Here is a 24,742-nt window from a genome sequence, read left to right on the forward strand (position 1 = left end):
TCACGCGGCGAGAACAGTGTGTCGCCGCGGGCTTGCCCGATGCGCCGTCCAGCCTGGCGGCCGAGGATGGCATCGTCCTTGCATGTGTGGGTCCCTTCGGTCTATCGAACCATCGTTCAGCCCTAAAAGGAGAGTGCTCATGAGTCTGGATCTGACGTTCCGCGCAGGCGAAGCAACCGTATTGGCCGCGGCGGGACAGGCGACCGACGCCATGCCTGAAATTCTTATCGGCCGGGTCGACGGGCCGGTCGGCCACGCGTTCGCCAACATGATGGCGCAGTCGAAAGGACACACGGCCATGTTCGCGATCCGCGCATGTAATCAGATGGTGCGCCCCGCGACGATGATCGTCCCGAAGGTGACGCTCAAGGACATGGCGAACATCGATTTGTTCGGCGGCGTGGTGCAGTCGGCGACGGCCGACGCGGTGGTCGACTGCCTGATAGAAGGCATCTTGCCGAAGGATCAGGCGAACGATCTGTGCATCATCAGTCTCGTGTGGATCGACCCGCGTTGCGCGACGGACGCGAACCTCGACAAGAAGGACATGTACCGCACGAACTACGAAGCGACGAAGCTCGCCATTCAGCGCGCGATGAACAACGAGCCGAGCGTGGATGAGCTCATCGCGAATCGTCACAGCATCAAGCACGATATGGACGACTGGAGCTGATGTACGCTCGACGCGCCAGGCGGCCGTTGCGCGGGCCGTTTCTGCGTGATCAGCGATTTCCGGCCGGACGCGGCTCGCGCTTTCGCGGAGCCGCTCGTCGACGCGGGCCGCGCGGCGTTTGCGCGGATGCTTCATCGCCGGGCGCTTCGCGTGCCTGACTTCGCGCGGCGGCGTTGGGCGCGAGATCCGCCGCCTTCAGCGTGAAATTGACGTGCACGGTGTCGTAAGGAAAAACGATGGCGCCGTGCTCGTCGTGCTCGAGCAGGCCGGCTTCGAGAAGCGCTTTCACATCGCGATGCACGCCTTTGATGTCGCGCTCGAGCCGCCTCGACAACTCGCGGATGGACATCGGGCCGGCGCCTGTCATCGCGCGGATGATCTGCCAGCGCGGCGTGGTGAAGGTGCGGAAGAGCAGTTCGGGCGTGGCGTAGGAAAAGAAATGACCCTGGAATTTGCCGCTTTTGACGGCCGACATGACCCGTTCGCCGACTTCCTCCAGCGAAGCGATGCCAATCGTCACGGTTTTCATCATCTCAACCTCCATCTGTTCCAAATCTTGATGTCGGTTAGGAAATCTGAATAAAGCTGCCCGACCGATGAAAATTCATAAGCTGTTTCGCCGTCGACAAAGTGACGATGATCGCCTTTTCCTTGCTCGTTGTCGTAGCGCAGGACGCACTCGTTCGATACCACGTACGCCAGCCTGTACTTGTATGAATGAGCGCAACCCCGAACCGGCTGCGGAACGTGCCATATGGTTACTTCAACGAACGCATTGGGCGAATACGCTTCGCGTACCTTCGCAATGAGACGAGCCTTCGTGTTGGACATTCTGACAACACCCTAGTATGTTGTCAAATGCTCCAACACCCGCTCGCGTTCCACCATTTGCCGAACGGACGACTTGACGCGCAGCGCGCTTGCCCATCGGCAAAACCGCGCCGGGACGCCCGTGCACTTCGCCTGCCAAGCCCGCGAGACGCTGCTAGACTGAAAGACTCTGCCGTACGCGCGCCGGAATGCGCTGGTCCGTCGAGTTTCATCCCTACACCTTCAGGGAGGCGCTTTCATGACGAATCGAAGTCAGGAAGGTCGGTCGACTACGCGATGAAAATCTTGTCCGCCATCCTGCACTGCAGCAAGCGCGGGCACGCCGACGCGCCTTCGTCCTATAGCCGCCACCTATCAGCGGCATTGCAAAAATCGCATTCTATTGAGCGTCGCTCTCACGTATTTTTTAAGTTGCAGAAGGCTGCCGGGACGATTCGCACGTCGCCCGATGCAGGCCGCGAACTCCCTTATCGGACCAGGTTCACGCGCGGCGCGGACCTGACGCCATGGTAGTTAGTCGTAGAACAACTAGTGGGTACGTCCTCGCAAGGAGATAACGCATGTCAAACGAATCGAAGTGTCCGTTTACTCATGCCGCCGGTACCGGCACGACGAACCGTGACTGGTGGCCGAAGCAACTACGAGTGGATCTGCTGAATCAGCATTCCAGCAAGTCGAACCCGCTGGACCCGGGCTTCGACTACGCCGCAGCGTTCAAGAGCCTCGACCTCGCCGCGGTCAAGAGCGATCTCGCGGCCCTGATGACCGATTCACAGGAATGGTGGCCTGCCGACTTCGGCCATTACGGACCGCTTTTCATCCGCATGGCGTGGCATAGCGCCGGCACGTATCGCATCGGCGACGGCCGGGGAGGCGGCGGGCGCGGCCAGCAGCGCTTCGCGCCCGTCAACAGCTGGCCGGACAATGTGAGCCTCGACAAGGCTCGCCGTCTGCTCTGGCCTATCAAGCAGAAGTACGGCCAGAACATTTCCTGGGCCGACTTGATGATCCTCGCTGGCAACGTCGCGCTGGAAACGATGGGCTTCAAGACCTTCGGCTTCGGCGGCGGCCGCGAGGACACGTGGGAGCCGGACCAGGACGTCTACTGGGGCAATGAAAAGACCTGGCTCGGCGGCGATGTCCGCTACGGCAAGGGCGCCGCCGGCAACGACGAAGACCAGGGCGTGATCACCGCCGACGAACAGAAGCACGGCGAGGAAGTCAGCCGCACCGAAGACGGCCGCAATCTGGAGAATCCGCTCGGTGCGGTGCAGATGGGTCTGATCTATGTCAATCCGGAAGGCCCCGAAGGCAATCCGGATCCGCTCGCCGCGGCGCACGACATCCGCGAGACCTTCGCGCGCATGGCGATGAACGACGAGGAAACCGTCGCGCTGATCGCGGGCGGCCACACGTTCGGCAAGACGCACGGCGCGGGTCCGGCCGACAACGTCGGTCCCGAACCGGAATCCGCCGATCTGGAAAACATGGGCCTCGGCTGGAAGAGCGGCTACGGCACGGGCAAGGGCGCGGATACGATCACGAGCGGCCTGGAAGTCACGTGGACCGACGCACCGACGAAGTGGGACAACGGCTTCTGGGAGATTCTCTTCGGCTACGAGTGGGAACTGACGAAGAGCCCGGCGGGCGCGAATCAATGGGTCGCGAAGGATTCGAGCGAAACCATCCCGCACGCGTACGATCCGTCGAAGAAGATCAAGCCGACGATGCTGACGACGGACCTGTCGCTACGCTTCGATCCCGACTACGCGAAGATTTCGAAGCGCTTCTGGGAGCACCCCGACGAGTTCGCCGACGCCTTCGCCCGCGCGTGGTTCAAGCTGACGCACCGCGACATGGGGCCGAAGGCACGCTATCTCGGACCGGAAGTGCCGGCGGAAGAACTGCTCTGGCAGGACCCGGTTCCCGAGGTCGACCATCCGCTGGTCGATGATCAGGATGTCGCGGCGCTCAAGCAGAAAGTGCTCGCGTCAGGGCTGTCGATATCGGAGCTGGTGGCGGCGGCGTGGGCAGCGGCATCGACGTTCCGCGGCTCCGACAAGCGCGGCGGCGCGAACGGCGCGCGCATCCGCCTCGCACCGCAGAAGGACTGGGAAGCGAACGACCCCGAGCAGCTCGGAAAGGTGCTGAAGACGCTCGAAGGCATCCAGAGCGAGTTCAACGGAGCGCAATCCGGCGGCAAGAAGATCTCGATAGCCGATCTCATCGTGCTGGCGGGCGGCGCGGCGGTCGAGCAGGCGGCGGAAAAGGCCGGCCAGAAGGTCACCGTGCCGTTCACGCCGGGCCGCACGGACGCCACGCAGGACAAAACCGATGTGCTTTCGGTCTCGGCGCTCGAACCGGTCGCCGACGGCTTCCGCAATTTCATCAAGGCCAACGTGCGGGTGCCGGCCGAGTCGCTTCTGATCGACAAGGCGCAATTGCTGACGCTGACCGCGCCGGAAATGACGGCGCTCATTGGCGGTTTGCGTGCGCTGAATGTGTCGGGCGGAAAGAATGCGCACGGCGTCTTCACAGACAAGCCCGAAACGCTGACGAACGACTTCTTCGTCAACCTGCTCGACATGAACACGGAATGGCAGCCGCTGTCGTCACGCCGCGATGTGTTCGAAGGGCGCGACCGGAAGACGGGGCAGCGGAAATGGACCGGCAGCCGCGTCGATCTGATCTTCGGCTCGCATTCGGTGCTGCGTGCGCTCGCTGAAGTCTACGCGAGCGGCGACGGGAAGGAGAAGTTCGTCAAGGACTTCGTCGCCGCCTGGACGAAGGTGATGAACCTCGACCGGTTCGATCTGAAGAAGTGAACGTCGGCGCGGGTTGCTGAAGTCAGTAAAGCGGTCGTGAGCAAAGCGGCGGTCTTTCGGGACCGCCGCTTCTTTTTGCGACGCACGTCAATGCGCGACGCGCGCGGGCCGTTGCCTGAAGAGAGACGCGCATACGACGATGAACATCAACAGCGCGATCGACGCACCGTAACGGCTCATCGCCAGCCCGCCATTGGCGACGGGCTTGTCGAGAAAATCGCCGACGACGGCGCCGAGCGGGCGCGTCAGAATGAACGCGCTCCAGAACAGCGCGGTGCGCGAGATGTCGGTGAACCGGTACGCGAGCACGATCAGCAACAGCAGGCCCCCGAAGATCAGCGCGGCGCCCGTGTAGCCGAAGCCCGCGCTGTCGGCGGTCCAGTCGCCGAGCGCGGTGCCGAGCGTCTGCGAGAACATGATCGTCATCCAGTAGAACGCCTCCGCTTTCGGCGACGCGATCGTGGATACGGACACCGAGCCCATCACGCGATACCACACGCCCAGCGATGCGAGCAGCAACGCGAGCAAGATGGCGCTGCCGCCCGCATAGCCGATGCCGAGCGAGCGGTCGGCGAAATCGGCGAGCGTGGTGCCGACTGTCGTCGTCGCGATGATCGTGACCCAGTAGAGCGCGGGATGAAACCGGTCCGCCTTGATCTGCGCCATCACCGCCACGATGAACACCACCGCGAAGATGAACGTGCTCATCAGATAGCCGAGGCCCATCGACATCGAGAGCGCGTCGCCGCCAGTTTCGCCGAGCGTCGTCGCCGCGATCTTGATGATCCAGAACGCCAGGGTCACTTCGGGAACCTTGGCGAGCGCTTTTTTTGCGTGCTCCATGCCGTCTCTCGTGCGAAAGGAAAGGCTCCAGATTAGTGGGCGTTCGCTTAAGAGAGACTTAGTGAGCGGCGATTCACGCGTTCACGGCGAATCGCGTATCGTCTGGGTTCCGACCCGTTCACCGACAGGAGACACGCCATGCCCCGCACCGTCGCCGAGAAACGCGCGGCTTTTCGCGCGCTGCACGAATCCGGTTGCTTCATGCTGCCCAATCCGTGGGACATCGGCTCCGCGCGCTATCTCGAGACGCTCGGCTTCAAGGCGATCGCGACGACGAGCTCGGGTTTCGCCTGGTCGCGAGGCCGCGCGGACAACCACGTGGCGCGCGATGCGGTGCTCGCTCATCTGCGCGAGATTGTCGAAGCGACCGATCTGCCGGTGAACGCGGACTTCGAAAGCGGCTTTGGCGCGACGCCGGATGAACTCGCGTACAGCGTGAAGCTGGCCGTGCAGACGGGCGTTGCCGGCTTGTCGATCGAGGATTCGACGGGCGATGCATCGGCGCCGCTCTTTCCGGTCGATGTCGCGGTGGAGCGCATGAAGGCGGCGCGGCGCGCGATCGATGAAAGCGGCGGCGACACCTTGCTCGTCGGCCGCGCGGAGAATTTCTTCGCGGGCAAGCCCGATATCGACGATGCGATCGCGCGTCTCAAGGCGTATTCCGATGCAGGCGCGGATTGCCTCTATGCGCCGGGCATCAAGACACGCGAACACATCGAGGCAGTCGTGAAGGCGGTCGGGCCGAAGCCGGTAAATCTGCTGATCGGCGGTGTGTCGGAGTTCACGTTGAGCGAAGTGGCCGCGTTCGGCGTGCGCCGCGTGAGCGTAGGCGGGGCGCTGGCGCGCGCCGCGTGGGGCGGGTTCATGCGCGCGGCGCAAGGGCTTGTCGATGGGCGTTTCGACGGGTTCAGGGATGCCGCGGCCGGGAACGAGCTCAACGGAGTTTTCGACGGGCGCGCGTAGTTCGTCACCCTATTTCTTCCGCTTCGCCATATAGCCGAGATACGCGATGACCGCATCGAGATCGCGGTCGCTGATCGCGTTCCTGTCGAAGCCGGGCATTTTCATGTCGGTCCACGCGCGGATGGATTTCGGATCGCGGATGAATGACTTCAGCGCCCACGGCTGAAAGTATTCGGTCGGGTTGCGCGGGCGATTGAGATCGGGGCCCATCGATGCATCGCCGGCGCCGTTCATCTTGTGGCAGACCATGCATTGCGTCGCGAACACGGTTTGCCCGCGCCGGATGGGCGAATCGGCGGGCACGCTCTTGTCGACCGCGATTTGCGGAAAGCGCGCGGCGAGCGTCGGCGCGATGCGGATCGCGTCGACCTTGAAAGGCCATTGCTCGCTCGATACGCGCGACGCAGCCGGGTCGATCCACACGAGATAGAACGGCCCGATATCGCCGTTGCCCGGCGCCTGCGGCCACGGCTCGTCCGGCGATTCGATCGCGAGCCACGGTTCGGCGCGCTTCTTGCCGTCGCCGAACAGCAGCTTCGCGGACAAGTGCGTGACGAAGCCATCCGTGGCGGTGATCTGCAGCTCCTCGCCGGCGGGCAATTGCGTGATGCCGAGCAGCGCGCGCAACGGCACCGCGCGATACGACATCGCGCGATGAAACGTGACGTCGTTCGGCACGCTGATGGTCGCGACATCGGGGCGCGCGAGCAACTGCTCGGTCGTGAGCGAACGCTCGCCGCCGACGTTGATCGCGAGCGTCGCGGCCATCGACGAGGCGCATGCCAGCATCAGGCTCGCAAGCGCGAATGCATGTTCCGGTTTCATCGTTTTAGCGCTTGTCCGCCGCGAACTGAGCCCGCAGCGACTTGCGAATCACCTTGCCCGTTGCCGTCATTGGCAATTCGGAGACGAAGCGCACTTCACGCGGATATTCATGCGCGGCGAGCCGCGTGCGCACGTGCTCCTGCAATTCGCGCACGAGAGCATCGCCGGGTTCGAAGCCATCGTTGAGCACGACGACCGCGCAGACTATCTCGGTGCGCTTCGCATCCGGCACGCCGACCGCCGCCGCGAAGCGCACCGCCGGATGCTTGATGAGGCAGTCCTCGATCGGCCCCGGTCCGATGCGATAGCCGGCGCTCGTGATCACATCGTCGTCGCGGCCGATGAAGCGGAAGAAGCCGTCGGCGTCGAGCGTGCCGAGATCGCCCGTCAACAGGAAGTCGCCGCGGAACTTCTGCGCGGTCGCGGCTTCGTCGCGCCAGTAGCCGAGGAACATGACCGGGTCGGGCCTTTGAATCGCGATATGTCCATGCGTGCCGTGGGGCAGCGGCACGCCGGCGTCATCGACGATCGCGACGCGATGCCCCGGCACCGCCTTGCCGATCGAGCCGTTGCGCGGCTCGAACCACGTCTCGCACGACGAGAGCACCATGTTGCATTCGGTTTGTCCGTAGAACTCGTTGATGGTGACGCCGAGCATCGCGCGGCCCCACGACAGCAATTCCTCCCCGAGCGATTCGCCGCCGCTCGCCACCGAGCGCAGCGCAAGACCTTCACGTTGCGCGCCGGGCGTCGCGCGCATCATCTTCAGCGCGGTCGGCGGCAGGAACGTATGACTCACCTTGTTGCGCGCGAGCAGATCGAACGCGGATACGCCGTCGAACTTGTCGAAGCGGCGCGCGAGAACCGGCACGCCGTGATGCCACGATGGCATCAGCACATCGAACAGCCCGCCGATCCATGCCCAGTCCGCGGGCGTCCAGAACAGCGTGGCATCGAGCGGAAAGCATTGCTGCGACATCTCCACGCCCGGCAGATGGCCGGGCAGAATGCGATGCCCGTGCAGCGCGCCCTTCGGCTTGCCCGTCGTGCCCGAGGTGTAGATGATGACGGCGGGATCGTCGGCGGCGGTGTCGACGAGCGTTGCGTCATCGGAGGCGGCTTCGATGGCGGGCCAGAAGTTCGCATCGGTGCAATAGACGTGATGCAGTTCGGGCAATGCGTCGCGGATCTGCGCGATCTTCGCCGCGCCTTCGGCATCGGTGACGACGGCCTTCGCGCCCGAATGCGCGAGCCGGAATTCGATCGCGTCCATGCCGAACAGCGCGAAGAGCGGCACGGCGACGCAGCCCATGCGATACGCGGCGAGATGCGCGATCGCCGCTTCGACCGACTGCCGCACGAAGATCGCGACGCGATCGCCACGCGCGACGCCTTGCGCTTTCATCGCATTGGCGAAGCGGTTGGACAGATGCTTCAGATCGTCGAAGGTATAACGCTTCTGCGATGTATCCGCCGCTTCGACGATGAGCGCGAGGCGGCCCGAGCCGTCCGCCCATTTGTCGCACACGTCCTGCGCAATGTTGTAGCGCGCGGGAATGCGCCACTCGAATCGGGATGCAACGGCTTCGTACGAGTTGCCTGGCGGGAGCATGGGCTGACTATGTGAGCGTTGATGGTGCGCTCATCATACTTCGTCGCGGCGTCAACCTTCATGTGCGTGAACGATATCGGCGGCGTCGCTTTCGAGAATGCGCGGCACGAAATCCTTGATGAACTCGACGAAAGTCTTGACCTTCGCATTGAGATACTGACGCGACGGATACAGCGCGTGAAGCGCGAGCGCCTGAAGCCGATAGTCGGGCAGCACGCGCACGAGCGCGCCGCTCTCGAGCATACGGCTTGCCGTCGACATCGGCAGCGCGCCGATGCCCATGCCTTCGCGCAACGCCACGGCCAGCGCGCCCGCGACATTCACGCCGAAGCTCGTCTTCGCGAGCGGGAACGTCTCCGTTCCGTTCGGGCCTTCGAAGATCCAGACATCGCGCGGAAAGAGGGTGGAAACGAGCTGATGGCACGGATGCCGCGACAACGCTTCGAGCGTGCGCGGCGCGCCATGCTCGCGCAGATAATCCGGCGACGCGCACAGCACGCTATGCACCGTGCCGAGCCGTTGCGCGACGAGGCTCGAATCGGGCAACTCGTCGATGCTCGCCTGCACGGTGAGGTCGTAGCCTTCGTCGATGATATCGGGCGTGCGCTGCGAAAGCGTCAGATCGACCGACACGGCGGGATGGCGCTGCTGATAGCGGGCGATCGCGGGCACGACATACGATTGCCCGACGCTCGTCGACGCATGGATGCGCAAATGCCCGGAAGGGCGCAATTGCGCATCGGCGGCTTCGGCTTCGGCCACGTCGACGCACGCGAGAATCTGCTCGCAGCGCTGCAGGTAGCGCTTGCCCGCTTCGGTGAGAATGACGCGCCGCGTGCTGCGATGTAGCAGCCGCGCATTCAGATGCGCTTCGAGCGCGGAGATGGCGCGCGAAGTCGCGGCCGTCGATATATTCATGCGTTGCGCGGCGGCGGTGAAGCTGCCTTCTTCGGCTACGCGCGCAAACATCCGCATGCTGCTGAGTGTGTCCACTTTCGTATCGCTCCGGGACTGATCAATCGATTCGCGTCTGCCACACCGCGATCACGCTCGCGCACAGGGCGACGCCGATCAGGTAGTAGAAGCCATCGAGCGACCCGAGGAAATTCGCCTGTTGCGTGACCATGCGGCTCACCTCGGCGAGCGCGAGACCGCCCGCTTCGGACGCGCTGTGCCCCATGCGCTGGAATGCCCCGAGCAGGCTCTGATAGACGTTCTGGAAGGCCGGATTGAATGGGTTGACCGATTCGGCGAGGCGCGTCTGATGCAATGCGACGCGGTGCTGTTCGAGAATGATGATGGTCGCCGTCGAGAACGAATAGGTCAGTTGCTTGACGATGTTCTTGAAGCGATAACCGTGACTGTATTCCTCGATCGGGAATACGCGGAACGTGAGGTTCGCGACCGGCAGCGCGATGAAGAGCAGCAGAATGCCGCGCAGCATCATCGGCGGGATGAGCCAGGGCATGCTGACATCGGGCGGCATGTCGATCATCCATGCGCCGATGAACGCGGCCAGCAGGAAGCCAGCCGTGATCATCCACTTCTTGTGCTTGATGCGCGACGCGTAGCGGAAATAGGCGAGGGCCATCGGCAGCGAGACCATCGACGTGAAGCCGACGAGACGTCCCGCGTTTTCCACCGGATAGCCGAGCCCGCCTTCTAGCAGGCGCGAGACGAGAAAGCTCATCGCATTGCTGATGTAGTAATACGCGATGTACAGCACGATGCCCACCTGAAACGTCTTCTCGCGCAGCGCATGAAACCGCAGCAACGGCCTCGGATGATGCCACTGATGCCAGCCGAACCAGCAGAGCGACACCAGGCCGACGGCGGTGAGCACGATGAGCTCCGGCGACGTGCTGAAGAGCTCGAAGCGCACCTGCTGCATGACGATCTGCAATGCGCCTTGCGCGAACGCGAAGATGATGTACGGCCAGAAGTGCGCGTCGCCGCGTGCATCGGGGTGGACGCGGCCCGAGGACGGCACGGCGACGAGGGCCAGCACGCCGAGCGCGGCGCCGCCGAACGCCGTGCATGAAAACAGCGCGCGCCAGCCCAGCCATGCGACGAGATAGCCGCCGCACAGGGGCGCGAGCGCGGAGCCGAGCAGGATCATGTTGAGGAAGCGGCGCGTCGCGGCGGGGCGCTCTTGCGGCGTGAAGCGCGTCTGGATCAGGATGCGCGCGGCGCTCATCATCGGACCGATGAAATAGCCCTGAAAGCCGCGTGCCAATGCCAGTTCGATGGCCGATTCGGAGAAGGTGGCCGCCACCGCGCCCGCCGCGAACAGAAACAGGCATCCGGCGATGTACCGCCGATTGCCGAGCCGCTCGATCCACCATTGCTGCTGCAGAATGCCGAGCACGGAAGCCACCGCATACGCGCTCGACGCCCAGACTAGCTCGTCGGAGGACGCATTGATGCCGCCCGCGATATAGCTCGTGAAGAACGAAAAGACGGAGTTGTCGAAATAGTCGAGACCCGTGGCGAGCGCGATGGCCCACGGAAACAGATCGCCGCGCAATCGTTCTGCCAGTTGCCGCGAAGAGCGAAACGACGCCGCGGTCATTCGGCATCGTCCCCGGCGCTTTTTGCCTTGCGCTGCCTGCGCGCGGCCAGGCGCTCCTGCAACAAGGCCTCCTTGCTCTCGCCCGCGATTCTGCGCCGCAAATAATCGAGGTCGCTCGCGAGTTCGCTGCGCACCGCCTGGGCTTCCTTCAATTCGCGGCGCACGGCGGCGATACGCGCATCCACCGCTTCGATCTGCTGCGAAAGCGCGGCTTCGATTTCGCGCAGCGACGCAGCGGAGTAACCCGTGCGGCCTTCGCCGAGCGTTTCCATCGGCCGCTTGAGCATCTCGACGATGCCCTGCAGCGAGAAGCCGAGCGAGCGCAGGCGCAGGATGCGCGCGAACAGTTCCAGATCCTGCTCGCTGTAAAGCCGGTAGCGGCCCTCGCTGCGCGTGGGCGTGACGAGGCCGCGCTCCTCGTAATACTTGAGCGTGCGAGGCGTGACTTGCAAACGCTCGGCGGCGTCGCGGATGGTGAGGAGCGCGGGCTTGGTCGTGGACATGACGGGCATCGAAACCGCAATCGTCGATGACGGGCATTGTAACGCAAACCTGTACGTTCGCGTACAGGTTTGCCGGGCATGCGGAGTGCTTGGGAAAGAGGGCGCGATGATAGACTTGACAGATTCGCGGCGCCGGCATGCGGCGCCCCCCGAACGTCTCGAAAACAGAAACGAATGAAACGATTCTCGATGATCCGCGATTTCCACCTGGCCGACTGGTTCACGCTGGGCAATGCGGTGTGCGGCACGGGCGCGCTTTTCTCGTCGATGTCCTACCTCGACGATTCCGACGTGCTGCATATTTATCTCGCCTGCGCGCTGGTGTTCGCGGCGCTCGTCTTCGATGTCCTCGACGGCCGCATCGCGCGCTGGCGCCAGAAGGCGTCGCTGCTGGGCAAGGAGCTGGATTCGCTCGCCGACGTGATCTCGTTCGGCGTCGCGCCGGCGATCATCGGCTATGGATTCGGCATGCGCGGGCTCTATGACCGCGTGATCCTCGCGTACTTCGTCGCGTGCGGCGTGTCGCGTCTCGCGCGCTACAACGTCACGACCGAAGAAATGTCCGGCAGCAGCGGCAAGGTCACGCACTTCGAAGGCACGCCCATTCCCACGTCGTTTCTGATCGTGCTGCTGCTGACGATCGGCGCGTGGTCCGGCGCGATCGGCGAGAGCATGTGGCTCGGCACGTGGCGCATCGGCGGCTTCACGCTGCATCCGCTCGTGCTGATCTACGCCATCTCCGGCTCGCTGATGATCAGCCGCATCCGCATTCCCAAGCCGTGACGAGTTGCGGCGCGCGTTCCGCGGGGCGCGCCGCACTGCCCGGCGTCACATCGAACCTGCTCTGAAACGACGCCGATAGAAACTCGACGAAGGTCCTGATCTTCGCGTCCACATGCTGGCGCGACGGATAGACCGCGAACACGCTCGCACCCTGCAGCGGATAGTCGGGAAAGAGGCGCACGAGCCGGCCGGCCGCGATGTCGTCGGCGACGAAGTAATGCGGCATCGCGCAGACGCCCGCGCCCGCCAGCAGCGCGACGCGAATCGCTTCGGCGTCGTTCACCACGATCTGATCGGCGGCTTCGGCCCCTCCCGGCGCACCGGACGCGAGCTCCGCATGCCAGTCGCACGGATGCGCGAACGGCGCGTCGATGCGCGTGAGCGCGTGCATCGGCAGATCGCCGACGGATTCCACCGCGTTGCGCTTGAGGTACCCCGGCGCCGCGACCAGCACGCGCTGAAACCGGCCGACGATCCTGTACGTGTTGCACGAATCGGGCAGGGAAGCCGCCGATAGCACCGACACGTCGAACTGCTCCTGCACCAGATCCGGCATGCCCGGCAGCAGTTTCAGATCGACCGTCACCTGGGGATGCGCGCGCCGGTATTCGACGATTGTCGACATCAGTTGCGCGAGACCCAGATCCGGCACCGCGTGCACGCGCAGGCGGCCGCGCGGGAACGTGGCGGCGTCGCTGGCCTCGGCATCCGCGGCGTCGATTTCGGCGAGGATCTTCTTGCACTTTCGGTAGTAGCGCTCGCCGCTGTCGGTGAGCGACACACGGCGCGTCGTGCGTTGCAAAAGCCGCGTGCGCAACTCGTCTTCGAGCGACGCCACCGCGCGCGACACGATGCCCGTGCTGCAATTGATATCCTTCGCCACGCCACTGAAGCTGCCGGTTTCGGCGACGCGCGAGAACACGCGCATGCTGAAGAGCCTGTCCATGTCTGCTTCACCTCCCGATCCGTTCGTGTCCGGCGCGTTCCTGCCGCGCGATGGACTCACGATACGTTCACGAAGCGCCTCACGCCATCAGCCGTGGATACAGGCGAGTCATCCTTGCGTATAGGCGAAAAGCCGGCTGGACTTTCATCGTACGAATACAGGTGACATGCAAGCGGACGCTTCACACCTATACGTACATATGATTTTCCGCGCGATGCCGCGTGCGTAAGATGACTTCCGTTCAAGCGGTGGACCAGTCCCATGCCCGCCGAAATTCATGCACGGTTAGGACAACGCCCTTGCAATCGCCTTCGAGAGTTTCCGTGATCGACGATGACGAATCCGTCCGCGTCGCCTCCTCCAGCCTGTTGCGCTCGCTCGGCTGGGAGGTCAGCCTGTATCCATCGGCCGAGTCGTTTCTCGACGCCGATCCGCTCGATGGTCTCGCGTGCATCATCACCGATCTCAACATGCCCGGCATGTCCGGCCTGCAATTGCAGCAGCGCCTGCGCGAACTGAAGCCGGGCGTGCCGGTCATGTTCATCACCGCATTCGCTTCCGATGCCGCGCGCCGTCAGGCGCTCGACGGCGGCGCGGTGTGCTTCCTCAGCAAGCCCGTCGATGGCGCCGCCGTCGCGGATTGCCTGGAGCGCATCAGGCAGGGCTTTTTGAAGGATTAGAATTCATCGCGCATGCTGCGCGCACGTAACGTGTTTCAGCGCGCCCGCCGCCATCTTCCCAACGAACGCTCCATGACCATGCCGCTCGTCTCGTTCGTCGTTCGTTTCCATTCGCCGGCGTCAGACCGGCCGTGATGGAGACATTTCAAAGCGCGCCGCGCGCGGTGCGTCACGATACCCGCATCGTGTGGATGCTCGCGGCGGCCATCGCGCTCGTGGTGTTTCTCATCGACGCGCTCACGCCGCTCGATATCGCCATCGCGGTGCTCTATGTCGTCGTCGTGCTGCTCGTCGCATCGACGGGCAATCGCGCCGCCACCGTCGCGACGGCGTGGGGCTGCGTCATCCTCACGCTCGTCGGCTTCGTGCTCTCGCACGACGAGAACGTGTCGGGCGGCGCGCTGGCGCGCTGCGCGGTGAGCCTGCTCGCGATCGGCACGACCGCCATCCTCTCGCTGCGCAATCAGGCCACCACGACGAAGATGCAGGAGCAGCTCGAACTGCTCAATCTCGCGCACGACGCGATCGTCGCGCACGACATGAACGACCGCATCACGTTCTGGAATCGCGGCGCCGAAGCGCTCTACGGCTATTCGGCGCGGGAGGCGATCGGCCAGCCGATTCATCGCATGACGCAATCGAACTCGCCCGTGCCGCATGCCCAGATCCGCACGGAACTGCTGCGCTCGGGCCGCTGGGACGGCGAGATCACGCGCGTGCGTCACGACGGCGGCGAGATCGTGATCGCGAGCCGCGCGGCCTTGCTGCGCGACGCGAAAGGCATGCCGCGCGCGGTGCTCGCGACGAGCAACGACATCACGCAGCGCAAGCGCATGGAAGCCGAGTTGCAGCGCCAGCGCGATGCATTGAAGCGCAGCGAGGCGTTTCTGCTCGACGCGCAACAGCTCTCGCGCACCGGCAGTATCGCGACGCGCCTGCCAGCCGGCACGATGTGGTGGTCCGACGAGGCGTATCGCATCTTCGATTACCCGCGCGATGTGACGCCTTCTATCGATGCGATTCTCGCGCGCGCGCATCCCGATGACATCGGGATCGTGCGCGGCGCGCATGAATCGGCGCTGAACGGCGCGGGCGAAATCGACGTGGAGCATCGGCTCCTGTTTCCCGATGGCTCGATCAAGCATGTGCATTTCGTCGCGCATCGTGCATCGACGGAAGCGGACGGCGATGAATATGTCGGCGCGCTGATGGACGTCACCGAGACCAAGCTCGCGCAGGAAGCGCTCGCGCGCTCGACCGCCGAGCTCGCGCACGTGACGCGCGTCACGATGCTGGGCGAGCTGGCCGCGTCGATCGCGCACGAAGTCACGCAGCCGATGGCCGCGATCGTCACGAGCGGCGACGCCGGCTTGCGCTGGCTCAACCGCGCGCAGCCGGAGATCGCGGAAGCGCAGCAGTCGATCACGCAGATGATTCGCGACGCCAAGCGCGCAAGCGAAGTCATCGCACGCATTCGCGCGATGGCGAGAAAGCGCGACAGCCAGCCCGCGACGCTCGACGTGAACGAGATCGTGGGCGAGACGATCGAGCTCGTGCGGCGCGAGCTCGGGCGGCATCGCGTGGACGTGCGCAGCGAGCTCGCGACGCCGTCGCCGACCGTGCGCTGCGATCGCGTGCAGTTGCAGCAGGTGCTCATCAACCTGATCATGAACGCCGCGCAGGCGATGTCCGGCGTGGACGGGCCGCGCGTGCTGCGCATCGCGACGGGCGAGAGCGGCAGCGACAAAGGCTATGCGCAGATCACCGTGCAGGATTCGGGCACGGGCATCAGTGAAGACAGCGCGCGCCGCCTCTTCGACGCGTTCTTCACGACGAAGGCCGAAGGCATGGGCATGGGCTTGTCGATCTGCCGTTCGATCATCGAGGCGCACGGCGGCAGGATATGGGCGGAGTCGCCCGATGAAGGCGGCGCGCGCTTGCGCTTCGTGCTGCCCGAAAACGAAGGGGGAGACGATGAGCATTGACAAGGACGCGGACACGAAGACGAACGGCGCGATGGTCTACGTGGTCGACGACGACGAATCGATGCGCGATGCGCTGCGTATGCTGCTCCGCTCTGTCGGCCTGAACGTGATGACGTTCGCGTCCGCGCACGAGTTTCTTGCTCATGACATGCCCGAGGTGCCGAGTTGCCTGATCCTCGACGTTCGGCTGAAAGGGCAGAGCGGCCTCGCGGTGCAGGAACAGATGGCGGCGAGCCAGCTCGGCTTGCCGATCGTCTTCATGACGGCGCACGGCGATATCGCGATGACCGTGAAGGCGATGAAAGCGGGCGCGAAGGATTTTCTGGCGAAGCCGTTCCGCGATCAGGACATGCTCGATGCGGTGGCGCAGGCGCTCGAGGCCGACGAGGAACGGCGCGCGGCGAGCCGCTCGGTGGCGGATTTGCGGCGCTCGTATGAATCGCTGACGCCGCGCGAACGCGAGGTGATGGCGTTCGTCGTGTCGGGGCTGATGAACAAGCAGATCGCGGCGGAGATGAATCTCAGCGAGATCACCGTGAAGATTCATCGCGGGCAGGCGATGAAGAAGATGGCGGCGCGCTCGCTCGCGGATCTTGTTTTGAAGGCCGAAGCGCTGGGGGTGAAGATGCCGCAGGGGGCATCGACGCCGCCGCGTGCCTAGCGGCTTCGAATCATGGCTGAGGCGGCTTGATGGTGGACGCCGCCTCGCTCACCGCGATCCGCTCCAACGGCAATTCCGTGTCATGACCCGCGCGATCGAGCGCGTTCCAGTCATGCGGCGCGCTCAACGAATACCACGTCCCGAACGCCAGCACCGCGGCGCAACCCGATAACAGCCTGCGTGTCGATGTATCGCTCATGATGCGTTCCCAGTGCGTGACCATGAGATCAGCATAAGGAAGCGCAAGCGCGCCGGCCATTCTACGAACGACTCGGCGCGCTCATACCAACGTGTGATGCTTCGAACGGCTTCAAGGCTGCGCGCGATGCTTGTAGTCTGCGGTCTGAACGGATTGCGCGATGCGATCGGGGTGCCCGGCGCCGGTCAGCGCGAGGCTTCCGAGAGCAGCATGGGTAATCGCGCGACCGCCGTGTCCGGACGCGCGGCGCGGACAGCCGCCGCGCATATGCGCGCGACGCCCGATGCGCTCAGGCTCCGCCGCTGGGCGCACGAGGCAGCCGGCCGTCTCGCGGTGCTGGGGCCGTCCATGCTGCCGGAGCAGAGCGAAGAACGGCGCGCGGTGCTGCGGGCAACGGGAAGCCGGGCCGAGGACGTCGAAACCTTCGTCGCTGATTCGCGATGAACTCGACGCATTGCGCGAGATGCATCAGTCCGCGCCGCATGCGCCGCAGCGATGACGACGGTCATTGTCTTTGCGCGAGGGCCTCGAGGTCTTCGTCGTCCTGCGTGGCGCGCGCCCCGTCCTTCGCGAATCGATATTCGCCGCGCCCCTCGATCTTGACCTCGTAGAGCGCCGTATCCGCGCGCTTCAATGCGCTTTCGAACGACTCGCCCGGCCGCGCGAGCGCAATGCCGACGCTCACGCCCACGCGCACCGTCTGCCCGCCCGCGAGCGCGTAGGGCACCGACAGCTCGCGAATGATCTTGCGGGCGAAGGTCGCGCTCGACGCATCCGCGATGTAGGTCGCGACGATCGCGAATTCGTCGCCGCCAAGACGCGCGGCCAGTTCGCCGCGGCGCATCGCGTTGCGCAGGCGGTCGGCGGCGAGCTTCAGCAATTCATCGCCCGCGTTGTGGCCGTGCGTGTCGTTCACGCGCTTGAAGCCGTCGAGATCGACATACATCACCATCACTTTTTCGCGGCCCGCGCCGCCCGCCATCAGACGCTCGGCGTGATCGCCGAGATAGCGCCGGTTCGGCAGGCCCGTGAGCGAATCGTGATGCGCCCAGTGCAGGATCTGCGCTTCGGCTTTGCGGCGCTCCGTCACGTCCTCGATGATGATCACCGCGCTGCCGTCCGGCACCGGGTTGCGGCTCAGTTCGAGCTGGCGGCCGTCGCGCAGCGGCAGATCGAGCGGCGGGCCGCCTTCCTCGAGCCACCGCGCGCAACGCTCGGAGAACTGCGCACGCATCGCCTCGCCGAACTTCGCGAACCCGACATAGCCGATGAATTCCGGCAAAGAAACGTTCAGCCGCAGCATGTCGACGGTCGCGCCGAACAGTTCCGCCGCCTTGCGATTCGCGATCACGACCTTGCCCGACGCATCCACGGTGCAGAGACCATGCGGCACGTGCGCGAGCGCGGCGTCGAAACGCGCGGCGATTTCGGCGTGGCCGGCTTCGGCGATCATCAGCGCGACGAGGCCGCGATAGTGGCGCTGCACGACCGCATACATCGCGCCGATGTAGAGAAAGAGCGGCGGCACGAGAATCCAGTAACCGGGCGGCCCGAAAAGTCCGCCGACGCCGATCGGCAGCGCGCCGAGACACACCTGCGCGATCGCCAGATGCGGCGTGCCCGCGTTGCGCGACGCGACGCCGCCGAGCAGGCCCGCCGTGACCATGATCGCGAGCGAGGCGAGCACGGCGTCGCCGGAGATCACGCAGGCCATCGCGCCGAGGCCCGTCACGAGACACGCCGCGAGCCCGAACGGCGCATAGCGCGCGGCCCACGGGCCGGGATGCGGCGCGCCCGTGCGTCTCAGCGCGCGATAGCGGCCCACGATCGAAAGACGCGCGGCGAGCAGGAGCGCGTCGGCGGCGACCCAGAGGATCGACCAGAGCGCCTGCTGGCGTCCGAGCGCAGTCAGCGCGACAAAGGCGCCGGAGAGCCCGGACAAGAGCAGCGGACGGACGTCCTCGACGAGCGTGGACAGAAGCGATGCACGAATGAGGGCCGTGATGCGTCCGTCCTCTGTCGCCGGCGTGGCCAGAATCGAATCGATCAAGGACGGGTTGCCTGACATACGGAAGACGGGGCCAGCGAGAGGACGAGGACGAGAGGTCGGTGGCGATGCGGTCACCGCCGGTACTCGTGTATACGGCCGCGTCTGCACAAGCTTTAGGCAAAACTTAGCCGCAGCTTAGCTTTGACGTCAATTATTCGCTCCGAGCACACTCTGAGTTTCCTTCGGGCTAGATTATGTTTTTCGACGGACATAGTAAGTTATCGCTCAATCTCTTCCATCTCGCAGCGGGCGCGCGGGTTTTGCCTCATCGAAAGCTTTCGTTTGAGAGACGATCATGAATGGATGTCCGCTGCGCGCGCACCGGATGCCGTCCGCCGAGAAGGAAGAAGGGCAACTGTGATATCGATGGTCGAACATCGTCGCGACGATGGCCGCAGAAGCCGTTGCGCGATCCCATAAAAGGAGACGTCATGGACACGAACCTCTCACCCGGTGCACAAGGCGGGTTGCACGCCGAGCACCACAAGCAGACGAAGAAGGCCACCGCGAGCGGCTGGATAGGCTCGGCGCTCGAGTACTACGACTTCTTCATCTATGCGCAGGCGGCCGCGCTGATCTTCCCGCAGCTCTTCTTTCCGTCGGGCAATCCGAAAGTGGCGATCGTCGCATCGCTCGCCACGTATGGCGTCGGCTATGTCGCGCGGCCGATCGGCGCGTTCGTGCTCGGCCACTGGGGCGACACGCACGGCCGCAAGACCGTGCTCGTGCTGTGCATGTTCCTGATGGGCTTTTCGACGATGGCAGTCGGCCTGCTGCCGACGTATCACAGCGTCGGCATGCTCGCACCGACACTGCTCGTGATCCTGCGCCTGGTCCAGGGTTTCGCCGTCGCGGGCGAAATTTCCGGTGCGAGCTCGATGATTCTGGAGCACGCGCCATTTGGCCGGCGTGGCTTCTTCGCCAGCTTCACGCTCCAGGGGGTGCAGGCCGGGCAGATTCTCGCCGCCGCCGTGTTCTTGCCGCTCGCGTACTACATGCCCGAGGATGCGTTCAACTCATGGGGCTGGCGCATTCCGTTCCTGCTCTCGGCGTTCGTGCTGGTCGCGGGCTACATCATCCGCCGCGAAGTGCACGAGACGCCCGCCTTCGAGAAGGAAGGCGAGAAGGGCGCGGTGCCGCGCTCGCCGATCGTCGATGCCTTCAAGTACAACCTCTCCGACATGATCCGCGTGGTCTGCATGGCGCTGATGAACGTGATTCCGGTGGTCGCGACCATCTTCGGCGCGGCGTATGCGGTGCAGGCCGCCTACGGCATCGGTTTCCACAAGAGCGTGTATCTGTGGATTCCGGTCGTCGGCAATATTCTCGCCGTGGTCGTGATTCCGCTGGTCGGCAATCTCTCCGACAAGATCGGGCGCAAGCCGCCGATCATCGTCGGCGCGATCGCATCGGGGCTCCTTTCGTATCTGTATCTCTATGCGATCAGCATTCAGAGCGTCGGGCTCGCGATCATCGCGTCGCTGCTGATGTGGGGCATCGTCTATCAGGGCTATAACGCGATCTTCCCGAGCTTCTATCCCGAGCTCTTCCCGACGCGCACGCGCGTCTCCGCCATGGCGATCTCGCAGAACGTCGGCACGACGATCACGGCGCTGCTGCCCGCGCTCTTCGCGACCGTTGCGCCGCCGGGAGCCACCAACATTCCGTTCACGATCGGCTCGATCACGCTCGCCGTGACGATCATCGCCGCGATCGCCGCCTGGAGCGCGCGGGAGACGTATCGCATTCCGCTCAGCCAGCTCGGCGAGCCGAACGCGCAGCCGGTCGAGAAGTCGGAGTACGACCGCCTGCGCGCGGAATCGGTCGCGAACGCGCGCACTTCTTAAATCCCCTCGATCGACAGATTTTTCTCACGGCGGCGCGACCCCGCGCCGTCCGCGTGCCCTCGTGCGCGCTTTTTCTCGACAATGGTGAATTCAGGTGAACACAGACTCAGGCAAGACCCGGATTGCAGTGGCAGGCGCGGGTTACATCGGACAGGCGCACATGGGCGTCGCGCAGGCGAGCGCGACGTGCACGCTTTCCGCGATCGTCGATCCTGCGCCCGCCGCCGCCGATATCGCGGCGAAAGCGGGCGTGCCGCTCTACAGGACGCTCGATGAGCTGCTCGCGAAAGATCGCCCCGATGGCATCGTGCTCGCGACGCCGAATCAGCTGCATGTCGAGCATGCGCGCATCTGTCTCGCGGCGGGCGTGCCGACGCTGCTCGAAAAGCCGATCGCGCCGACCGTCGAGGAGGCCCGGGCGCTCGTCGATGAAACCGAACGCTCGGGCGTGAAAGTGCTGATCGGCCATCATCGCGCGCACAGCCCGATCATGGCGCGCGCGAAGCAGGTGATCGACGAAGGGCGGCTCGGCAAGCTCGTCGCGGTGATGGGCAGCGCCGTGTTCTTCAAGCCCGACGAGTATTACGCCAGCGCGCCGTGGCGGCGCGAGCCGGGCGGCGGCCCGATCCTGCTCAACATGATTCATGAGGTGCACAACCTGCGCATGCTGTGCGGCGATATCGTCGCGGTGCAGGCGTTCGCTTCGCAGGCCACGCGCGGCTTTCCCGTGGAAGATACCGTCGCGATCAATCTGCGCTTCGCGAGCGGCGCGCTCGGCACCTTCATGCTGTCCGACACCGCCGCGTGCCCGCGCAGCTGGGAGCAGACCTCGCAGGAGAACAAGGCGTACTCGACCTATCCCGACGAAGACTGCTATGTGATCGCGGGCACCTTCGGCTCGCTCTCCGTGCCGACGATGCGCCTCAAATCCTACGCAAAGGCCGAAGACCGGTCATGGTGGAAGCCGTTCGAGGAAAGCATCGTGCCGATGCAGCGCGACGATCCGCTCGCGCATCAGATGGAACATTTCGGGCGGGTGGCGCGCGGGGAAGCCGAGCCTATTGTCAGCGCGCGCGACGGACTGCAGAATCTGCGGATTACCGAGGCCATCGTGCTTGCCGCCAGCACGGGCAACATCGTCGAAACAGCTTAACCCTCTTCACGCAAGGAAAATTCATGGCAAAGATCCTGACGCTGCACGGCGTCAACCTCAACATGTTCGGCAAGCGCGACCCGAAGCAGTACGGCACGGCGACGCTCGCCCAAATCGACGAGCAAATGGCCGCGCTGGGCAAGGAGCTGGGCGTGGACGTGGAGTGCTACCAGACGAATATCGAAGGCGAGATGTGCTCGCGCATTCATCGGGCGTTCGAGGAGAAGGTCGATGCGATCGTGATCAACGCCGGCGCGTGGACGCATTACAGCTACGCGATCCGCGATGCGCTCGCCATTCTGACGGCGCCGGTCATCGAAGTGCACATGTCGCATGTGCACGCGCGGGAGGAGTTCCGCCACAAATCGGTGTTCGCGGAAATCGCGAAGGGGCAGATTTCCGGCTTTGGCGTGGATAGCTACCTGCTCGGCTTGCGCGCCGCGGTGGCCGCGATCAACGCGGGCAACGCAGGTAAGTAACCGCAGCGGCGGCGGCAACACCAGCAGGAATGCTTCCGTGGCGAGGCGCTCATGCCTCGCCGGTTACATCGGTTCAGACCGGGCGGCCGTAGTCCTTCGGGCCGTTCGCGTTCTGTTCGCGCGCGCTCTGCACGCGCAACGGTTCCTGATTGCGCTGCGCCGCGCCGCGGATGAACAACACCGCGCAAATCGCGCAAACTCCCCAGACAGCCGCGATGATGGTCAAGTAGCTCATTTCCCTTCCCCGATGTACACGGCGCGGCCCGTGGCCGCTTCCGCGCTTGGTCCTATCTTTCCGCTCTCACGTCTGCGACGCGGGCATTGCCAGCAACCGGCCGATCAACTGCTGCGCAAGCGCGTGCTGCTCGGTGATCGCGACGGCATCGTCGGCGGTGGCGTCGCGATCGGCGTGCAGCTTGCCCGCGAGTCGCATGATGTTGTCCGACGCCGACTGCAGCGCGCGCAGCAATTCGGCTTGCGTGGCCGGCGTGCTGTCCTGCGATCCTTCAGAGAAACACGGCGCCGTGCGATGCGGCCTGGCGTTTCCTTCCATCGTCTGATACATGGCGACCCCGTCGTGAGTGGATGATGCGATTCTCTCGCTGCCGGGTCCCGGGCAATCCTCCGAACAACACCTGATTCCGGCCTCAAATCGTTTGTTGTGCGGGTCTGAAGAAACGTGCACGTCTTCTGCAGGTCCGCCCATCAAGGCTCTTCGGCTCGCCGGGCGGTAAAATCGCAGATCCGTCGGTAGATAATCGGCCTTTTTTTCACCGGCCTGTGGGGCCATCCGCACCAAAAAACAACAGTTTTTATCTGGAAAGTAGCGCGGAAAAGTGGGCGATATGACACAGGCTTCGTACGGTAGTACAAGAAGCGGTAATTTTTGCGGTTAACAGGCAGCGAACATGATGTCCGGTAAGACGAACGAAGCACCCCAGAACGAAACGCTCAAGCGCGGCCTCAAGAGCCGCCACATTCAACTGATTGCGCTCGGCGGCGCGATCGGCACCGGTCTTTTTCTCGGCGTCGCGCAGACGATCAAGCTCGCCGGGCCGTCCGTGCTGCTGGGCTACGCGATTGCCGGTGTGATGGCGTTTTTCATCATGCGGCAGCTGGGCGAGATGATCGTCGATGAGCCGGTGGCCGGCTCGTTCAGCCATTTCGCCGACAAATACTGGGGCCACGCCGCCGGGTTCATCTCCGGCTGGAATTACTGGGCCATTTACATCCTGGTGAGCATGGCCGAGCTTTCGGCGATCGGCATTTACATGCAGTACTGGTGGCCGGGTTTGCCGACATGGATATCGGCGCTCGCGTGCTTCGTGATCGTCAACGCGATCAACCTGACGAGCGTGAAATCCTACGGCGAGACGGAGTTCTGGTTCGCGATCGTCAAAGTGGCGGCGATCGTCGGGATGATCCTGTTCGGCGGCTATCTGCTCGCGTCCGGCAAAGCGGGGCCGGAGGCGAGCGTCGCGAACCTGTGGCGGCTCGGCGGCTTCTTTCCGAACGGCGTGAGCGGCCTCGTGATGTCGATGGCTGTCATCATGTTCTCGTTCGGCGGGCTGGAACTCGTCGGCATCACGGCGGCGGAAGCGGAAGATCCGTCGCACAGCATTCCGCGCGCGACCAATCAGGTCATCTATCGCATTCTCATTTTTTATGTCGGCGCGCTCGCCGTGCTGCTTTCGCTTTATCCGTGGGACAAGGTCGCGACCGGCGGCAGCCCGTTCGTGCTGATCTTCCGCGAGATGAACAGCACGCTCATCGCGAACGTGCTGAATGTGATCGTGCTGACTGCGGCGCTGTCCGTGTACAACAGCGGCGTCTATGCGAACAGCCGCATGCTGTACGGCCTCGCGCAGCAAGGCAACGCGCCGCGCGCGCTGCTCAACGTGAGCGGGCGCGGCATTCCGCTCGCGGCGCTCGCGGTGTCCGCGATCGTGACGGCGGCGTGCGTGGTGATCAACTACATCATTCCCGGGCGCGCATTCGGCCTGCTGATGGGCCTCGCGGTATCGGCGCTCGTCATCAACTGGGCGATGATCAGCATCATCCACCTCATGTTCCGTCGCCATAAGCGCGCGAACGGTAACCCCACGGTGTTTCCGAGCTTCGGCCATCCGCTTTCGAACTACCTCGTGCTGGCGTTTCTCGCGGGCATCGTATGGGTGATGTTCGAAACGCCCGACCTGCGCCTGTCCGTGTACCTGATTCCCGTTTGGCTGGCCGTTCTCGGAATCGGCTACTATCTCAAAAAAAGGGGCGGTGACGCGAGTCGCGCCGATCGCCTTCAATCTCGCTGATCC

Annotated in this window: 25 protein-coding genes; 12 read left to right on the top strand and 13 right to left on the bottom strand. The window is 64.3% G+C overall.

The features are described 5' to 3' along the window. Positions 1 to 139 precede the first annotated feature (139 nt). Positions 140 to 673 carry a formaldehyde-activating enzyme gene (fae, locus tag AC1Z32_RS00355; RefSeq protein WP_483476731.1) on the top strand — a complete coding sequence of 178 codons (534 nt, stop codon included), beginning with the start codon at positions 140 to 142 and terminating at the stop codon, positions 671 to 673. Positions 674 to 722: 49 nt separating this feature from the next. Here fae and AC1Z32_RS00360 read toward each other — a convergent pair whose 3' ends face one another. After that, positions 723 to 1,205 (bottom strand): HVO_A0114 family putative DNA-binding protein, encoded by a 483-nt coding sequence (locus AC1Z32_RS00360; protein ID WP_483476732.1) that lies wholly within the window; start codon positions 1,203 to 1,205, stop codon positions 723 to 725. Then, positions 1,202 to 1,504: a toxin-antitoxin system TumE family protein gene (locus AC1Z32_RS00365; protein ID WP_483476733.1), complete on the bottom strand. Its 303-nt coding sequence runs from the start codon at positions 1,502 to 1,504 to the stop codon at positions 1,202 to 1,204. The genes AC1Z32_RS00360 and AC1Z32_RS00365 overlap by 4 nt, the downstream gene beginning before the upstream one ends. A gap of 560 nt (positions 1,505 to 2,064) precedes the next feature. Here AC1Z32_RS00365 and katG point away from each other — a divergent pair. Next, complete coding sequence (gene katG, locus AC1Z32_RS00370; protein ID WP_483476734.1) at positions 2,065 to 4,329, top strand: catalase/peroxidase HPI; 2,265 nt, start codon at positions 2,065 to 2,067, stop codon at positions 4,327 to 4,329. Positions 4,330 to 4,416: 87 nt separating this feature from the next. Here the strand turns inward: katG and AC1Z32_RS00375 are convergent, their stop codons facing one another. After that, on the bottom strand, positions 4,417 to 5,172 hold the full coding sequence (locus tag AC1Z32_RS00375; RefSeq protein WP_483476735.1) for a COG4705 family protein: 756 nt from the start codon (positions 5,170 to 5,172) through the stop codon (positions 4,417 to 4,419). Positions 5,173 to 5,310: 138 nt separating this feature from the next. On the opposite strand from AC1Z32_RS00375, the gene AC1Z32_RS00380 reads away from it, so the two are divergent. Beyond that, on the top strand, positions 5,311 to 6,135 hold the full coding sequence (locus AC1Z32_RS00380) for an isocitrate lyase/PEP mutase family protein (RefSeq protein WP_483476736.1): 825 nt from the start codon (positions 5,311 to 5,313) through the stop codon (positions 6,133 to 6,135). A 9-nt stretch (positions 6,136 to 6,144) separates the two neighbouring features. Here AC1Z32_RS00380 and AC1Z32_RS00385 read toward each other — a convergent pair whose 3' ends face one another. Genes AC1Z32_RS00385 through AC1Z32_RS00405 form a run of 5 tightly spaced genes read right to left on the bottom strand, consistent with a single transcriptional unit; the run spans position 6,145 to position 11,647 of the window. Then, entirely contained in the window at positions 6,145 to 6,960 is an 816-nt protein-coding gene (locus AC1Z32_RS00385) for a c-type cytochrome (RefSeq protein WP_483476737.1), read from the bottom strand. 4 nt (positions 6,961 to 6,964) lie between these two features. Beyond that, the gene (locus AC1Z32_RS00390; protein ID WP_483476738.1) at positions 6,965 to 8,572 is read right to left on the bottom strand and encodes an acyl-CoA synthetase; all 1,608 of its coding nucleotides are present in this window, start codon (positions 8,570 to 8,572) and stop codon (positions 6,965 to 6,967) included. 51 nt (positions 8,573 to 8,623) lie between these two features. After that, positions 8,624 to 9,565, bottom strand: coding sequence for a LysR family transcriptional regulator (locus tag AC1Z32_RS00395; protein ID WP_483476739.1), 942 nt, complete (start codon positions 9,563 to 9,565; stop codon positions 8,624 to 8,626). Positions 9,566 to 9,587: 22 nt separating this feature from the next. Further along, positions 9,588 to 11,144, bottom strand: coding sequence for an MFS transporter (locus tag AC1Z32_RS00400; RefSeq protein WP_483476740.1), 1,557 nt, complete (start codon positions 11,142 to 11,144; stop codon positions 9,588 to 9,590). After that, positions 11,141 to 11,647, bottom strand: a complete 507-nt coding sequence (locus AC1Z32_RS00405) for a MerR family transcriptional regulator (protein ID WP_483476741.1) — start codon at positions 11,645 to 11,647, stop codon at positions 11,141 to 11,143. Before AC1Z32_RS00405 ends, AC1Z32_RS00400 begins: the two co-directional genes overlap by 4 nt. A gap of 174 nt (positions 11,648 to 11,821) precedes the next feature. On the opposite strand from AC1Z32_RS00405, the gene pssA reads away from it, so the two are divergent. After that, the gene (pssA, locus tag AC1Z32_RS00410) at positions 11,822 to 12,430 is read left to right on the top strand and encodes a CDP-diacylglycerol--serine O-phosphatidyltransferase (RefSeq protein ID WP_483476742.1); all 609 of its coding nucleotides are present in this window, start codon (positions 11,822 to 11,824) and stop codon (positions 12,428 to 12,430) included. Here pssA and AC1Z32_RS00415 read toward each other — a convergent pair. Continuing rightward, the gene (locus tag AC1Z32_RS00415; RefSeq protein ID WP_483476743.1) at positions 12,402 to 13,376 is read right to left on the bottom strand and encodes a LysR family transcriptional regulator; all 975 of its coding nucleotides are present in this window, start codon (positions 13,374 to 13,376) and stop codon (positions 12,402 to 12,404) included. The genes pssA and AC1Z32_RS00415 overlap by 29 nt on opposite strands. Before the next feature lie 323 nt (positions 13,377 to 13,699). Between AC1Z32_RS00415 and AC1Z32_RS00420 the strand changes: the two genes are divergently transcribed. The 3 genes from AC1Z32_RS00420 to AC1Z32_RS00430 all read left to right on the top strand — a co-directional run bounded on the left by AC1Z32_RS00420 (position 13,700) and on the right by AC1Z32_RS00430 (position 16,702). Then, positions 13,700 to 14,056, top strand: coding sequence for a response regulator transcription factor (locus AC1Z32_RS00420; RefSeq protein ID WP_483476744.1), 357 nt, complete (start codon positions 13,700 to 13,702; stop codon positions 14,054 to 14,056). Between the two features lie 134 nt (positions 14,057 to 14,190). Beyond that, on the top strand, positions 14,191 to 16,041 hold the full coding sequence (locus tag AC1Z32_RS00425) for a PAS domain-containing sensor histidine kinase (protein WP_483476745.1): 1,851 nt from the start codon (positions 14,191 to 14,193) through the stop codon (positions 16,039 to 16,041). Further along, on the top strand, positions 16,031 to 16,702 hold the full coding sequence (locus tag AC1Z32_RS00430) for a response regulator transcription factor (RefSeq protein WP_483476746.1): 672 nt from the start codon (positions 16,031 to 16,033) through the stop codon (positions 16,700 to 16,702). The genes AC1Z32_RS00425 and AC1Z32_RS00430 overlap by 11 nt, the downstream gene beginning before the upstream one ends. 10 nt (positions 16,703 to 16,712) lie before the next feature. Here the strand turns inward: AC1Z32_RS00430 and AC1Z32_RS00435 are convergent, their stop codons facing one another. Further along, complete coding sequence (locus AC1Z32_RS00435; protein WP_483476747.1) at positions 16,713 to 16,901, bottom strand: hypothetical protein; 189 nt, start codon at positions 16,899 to 16,901, stop codon at positions 16,713 to 16,715. A 126-nt stretch (positions 16,902 to 17,027) separates the two neighbouring features. On the opposite strand from AC1Z32_RS00435, the gene AC1Z32_RS00440 reads away from it, so the two are divergent. After that, on the top strand, positions 17,028 to 17,345 hold the full coding sequence (locus AC1Z32_RS00440; protein ID WP_483476748.1) for a hypothetical protein: 318 nt from the start codon (positions 17,028 to 17,030) through the stop codon (positions 17,343 to 17,345). 61 nt (positions 17,346 to 17,406) lie between these two features. On the opposite strand, the gene AC1Z32_RS00445 is transcribed toward AC1Z32_RS00440, so the two are convergent. Then, entirely contained in the window at positions 17,407 to 18,969 is a 1,563-nt protein-coding gene (locus tag AC1Z32_RS00445; protein WP_483476749.1) for a diguanylate cyclase domain-containing protein, read from the bottom strand. A 413-nt stretch (positions 18,970 to 19,382) separates the two neighbouring features. Between AC1Z32_RS00445 and AC1Z32_RS00450 the strand changes: the two genes are divergently transcribed. The 3 genes from AC1Z32_RS00450 (at position 19,383) to aroQ (ending at position 22,430) form a co-directional block, all read left to right on the top strand. Then, positions 19,383 to 20,798 carry an MFS transporter gene (locus tag AC1Z32_RS00450; RefSeq protein WP_483476750.1) on the top strand — a complete coding sequence of 472 codons (1,416 nt, stop codon included), beginning with the start codon at positions 19,383 to 19,385 and terminating at the stop codon, positions 20,796 to 20,798. Positions 20,799 to 20,892: 94 nt separating this feature from the next. Then, positions 20,893 to 21,951 carry a Gfo/Idh/MocA family protein gene (locus AC1Z32_RS00455; protein WP_483476751.1) on the top strand — a complete coding sequence of 353 codons (1,059 nt, stop codon included), beginning with the start codon at positions 20,893 to 20,895 and terminating at the stop codon, positions 21,949 to 21,951. A gap of 23 nt (positions 21,952 to 21,974) precedes the next feature. Beyond that, positions 21,975 to 22,430, top strand: a complete 456-nt coding sequence (gene aroQ / locus AC1Z32_RS00460; RefSeq protein WP_483476752.1) for a type II 3-dehydroquinate dehydratase — start codon at positions 21,975 to 21,977, stop codon at positions 22,428 to 22,430. A gap of 73 nt (positions 22,431 to 22,503) precedes the next feature. Here the strand turns inward: aroQ and AC1Z32_RS00465 are convergent, their stop codons facing one another. Next, the gene (locus AC1Z32_RS00465; RefSeq protein WP_483476753.1) at positions 22,504 to 22,665 is read right to left on the bottom strand and encodes a hypothetical protein; all 162 of its coding nucleotides are present in this window, start codon (positions 22,663 to 22,665) and stop codon (positions 22,504 to 22,506) included. A 66-nt stretch (positions 22,666 to 22,731) separates the two neighbouring features. After that, positions 22,732 to 22,995, bottom strand: coding sequence for a hypothetical protein (locus tag AC1Z32_RS00470; RefSeq protein ID WP_483476754.1), 264 nt, complete (start codon positions 22,993 to 22,995; stop codon positions 22,732 to 22,734). Positions 22,996 to 23,338: 343 nt separating this feature from the next. Here AC1Z32_RS00470 and AC1Z32_RS00475 point away from each other — a divergent pair, with 343 nt between their 5' ends. Further along, positions 23,339 to 24,739 carry an amino acid permease gene (locus tag AC1Z32_RS00475; protein ID WP_483476755.1) on the top strand — a complete coding sequence of 467 codons (1,401 nt, stop codon included), beginning with the start codon at positions 23,339 to 23,341 and terminating at the stop codon, positions 24,737 to 24,739. The last annotated feature ends 3 nt before the right edge of the window (positions 24,740 to 24,742 follow it).

It is taken from the genome of Caballeronia sp. 11_S32 (genome assembly GCF_056930355.1).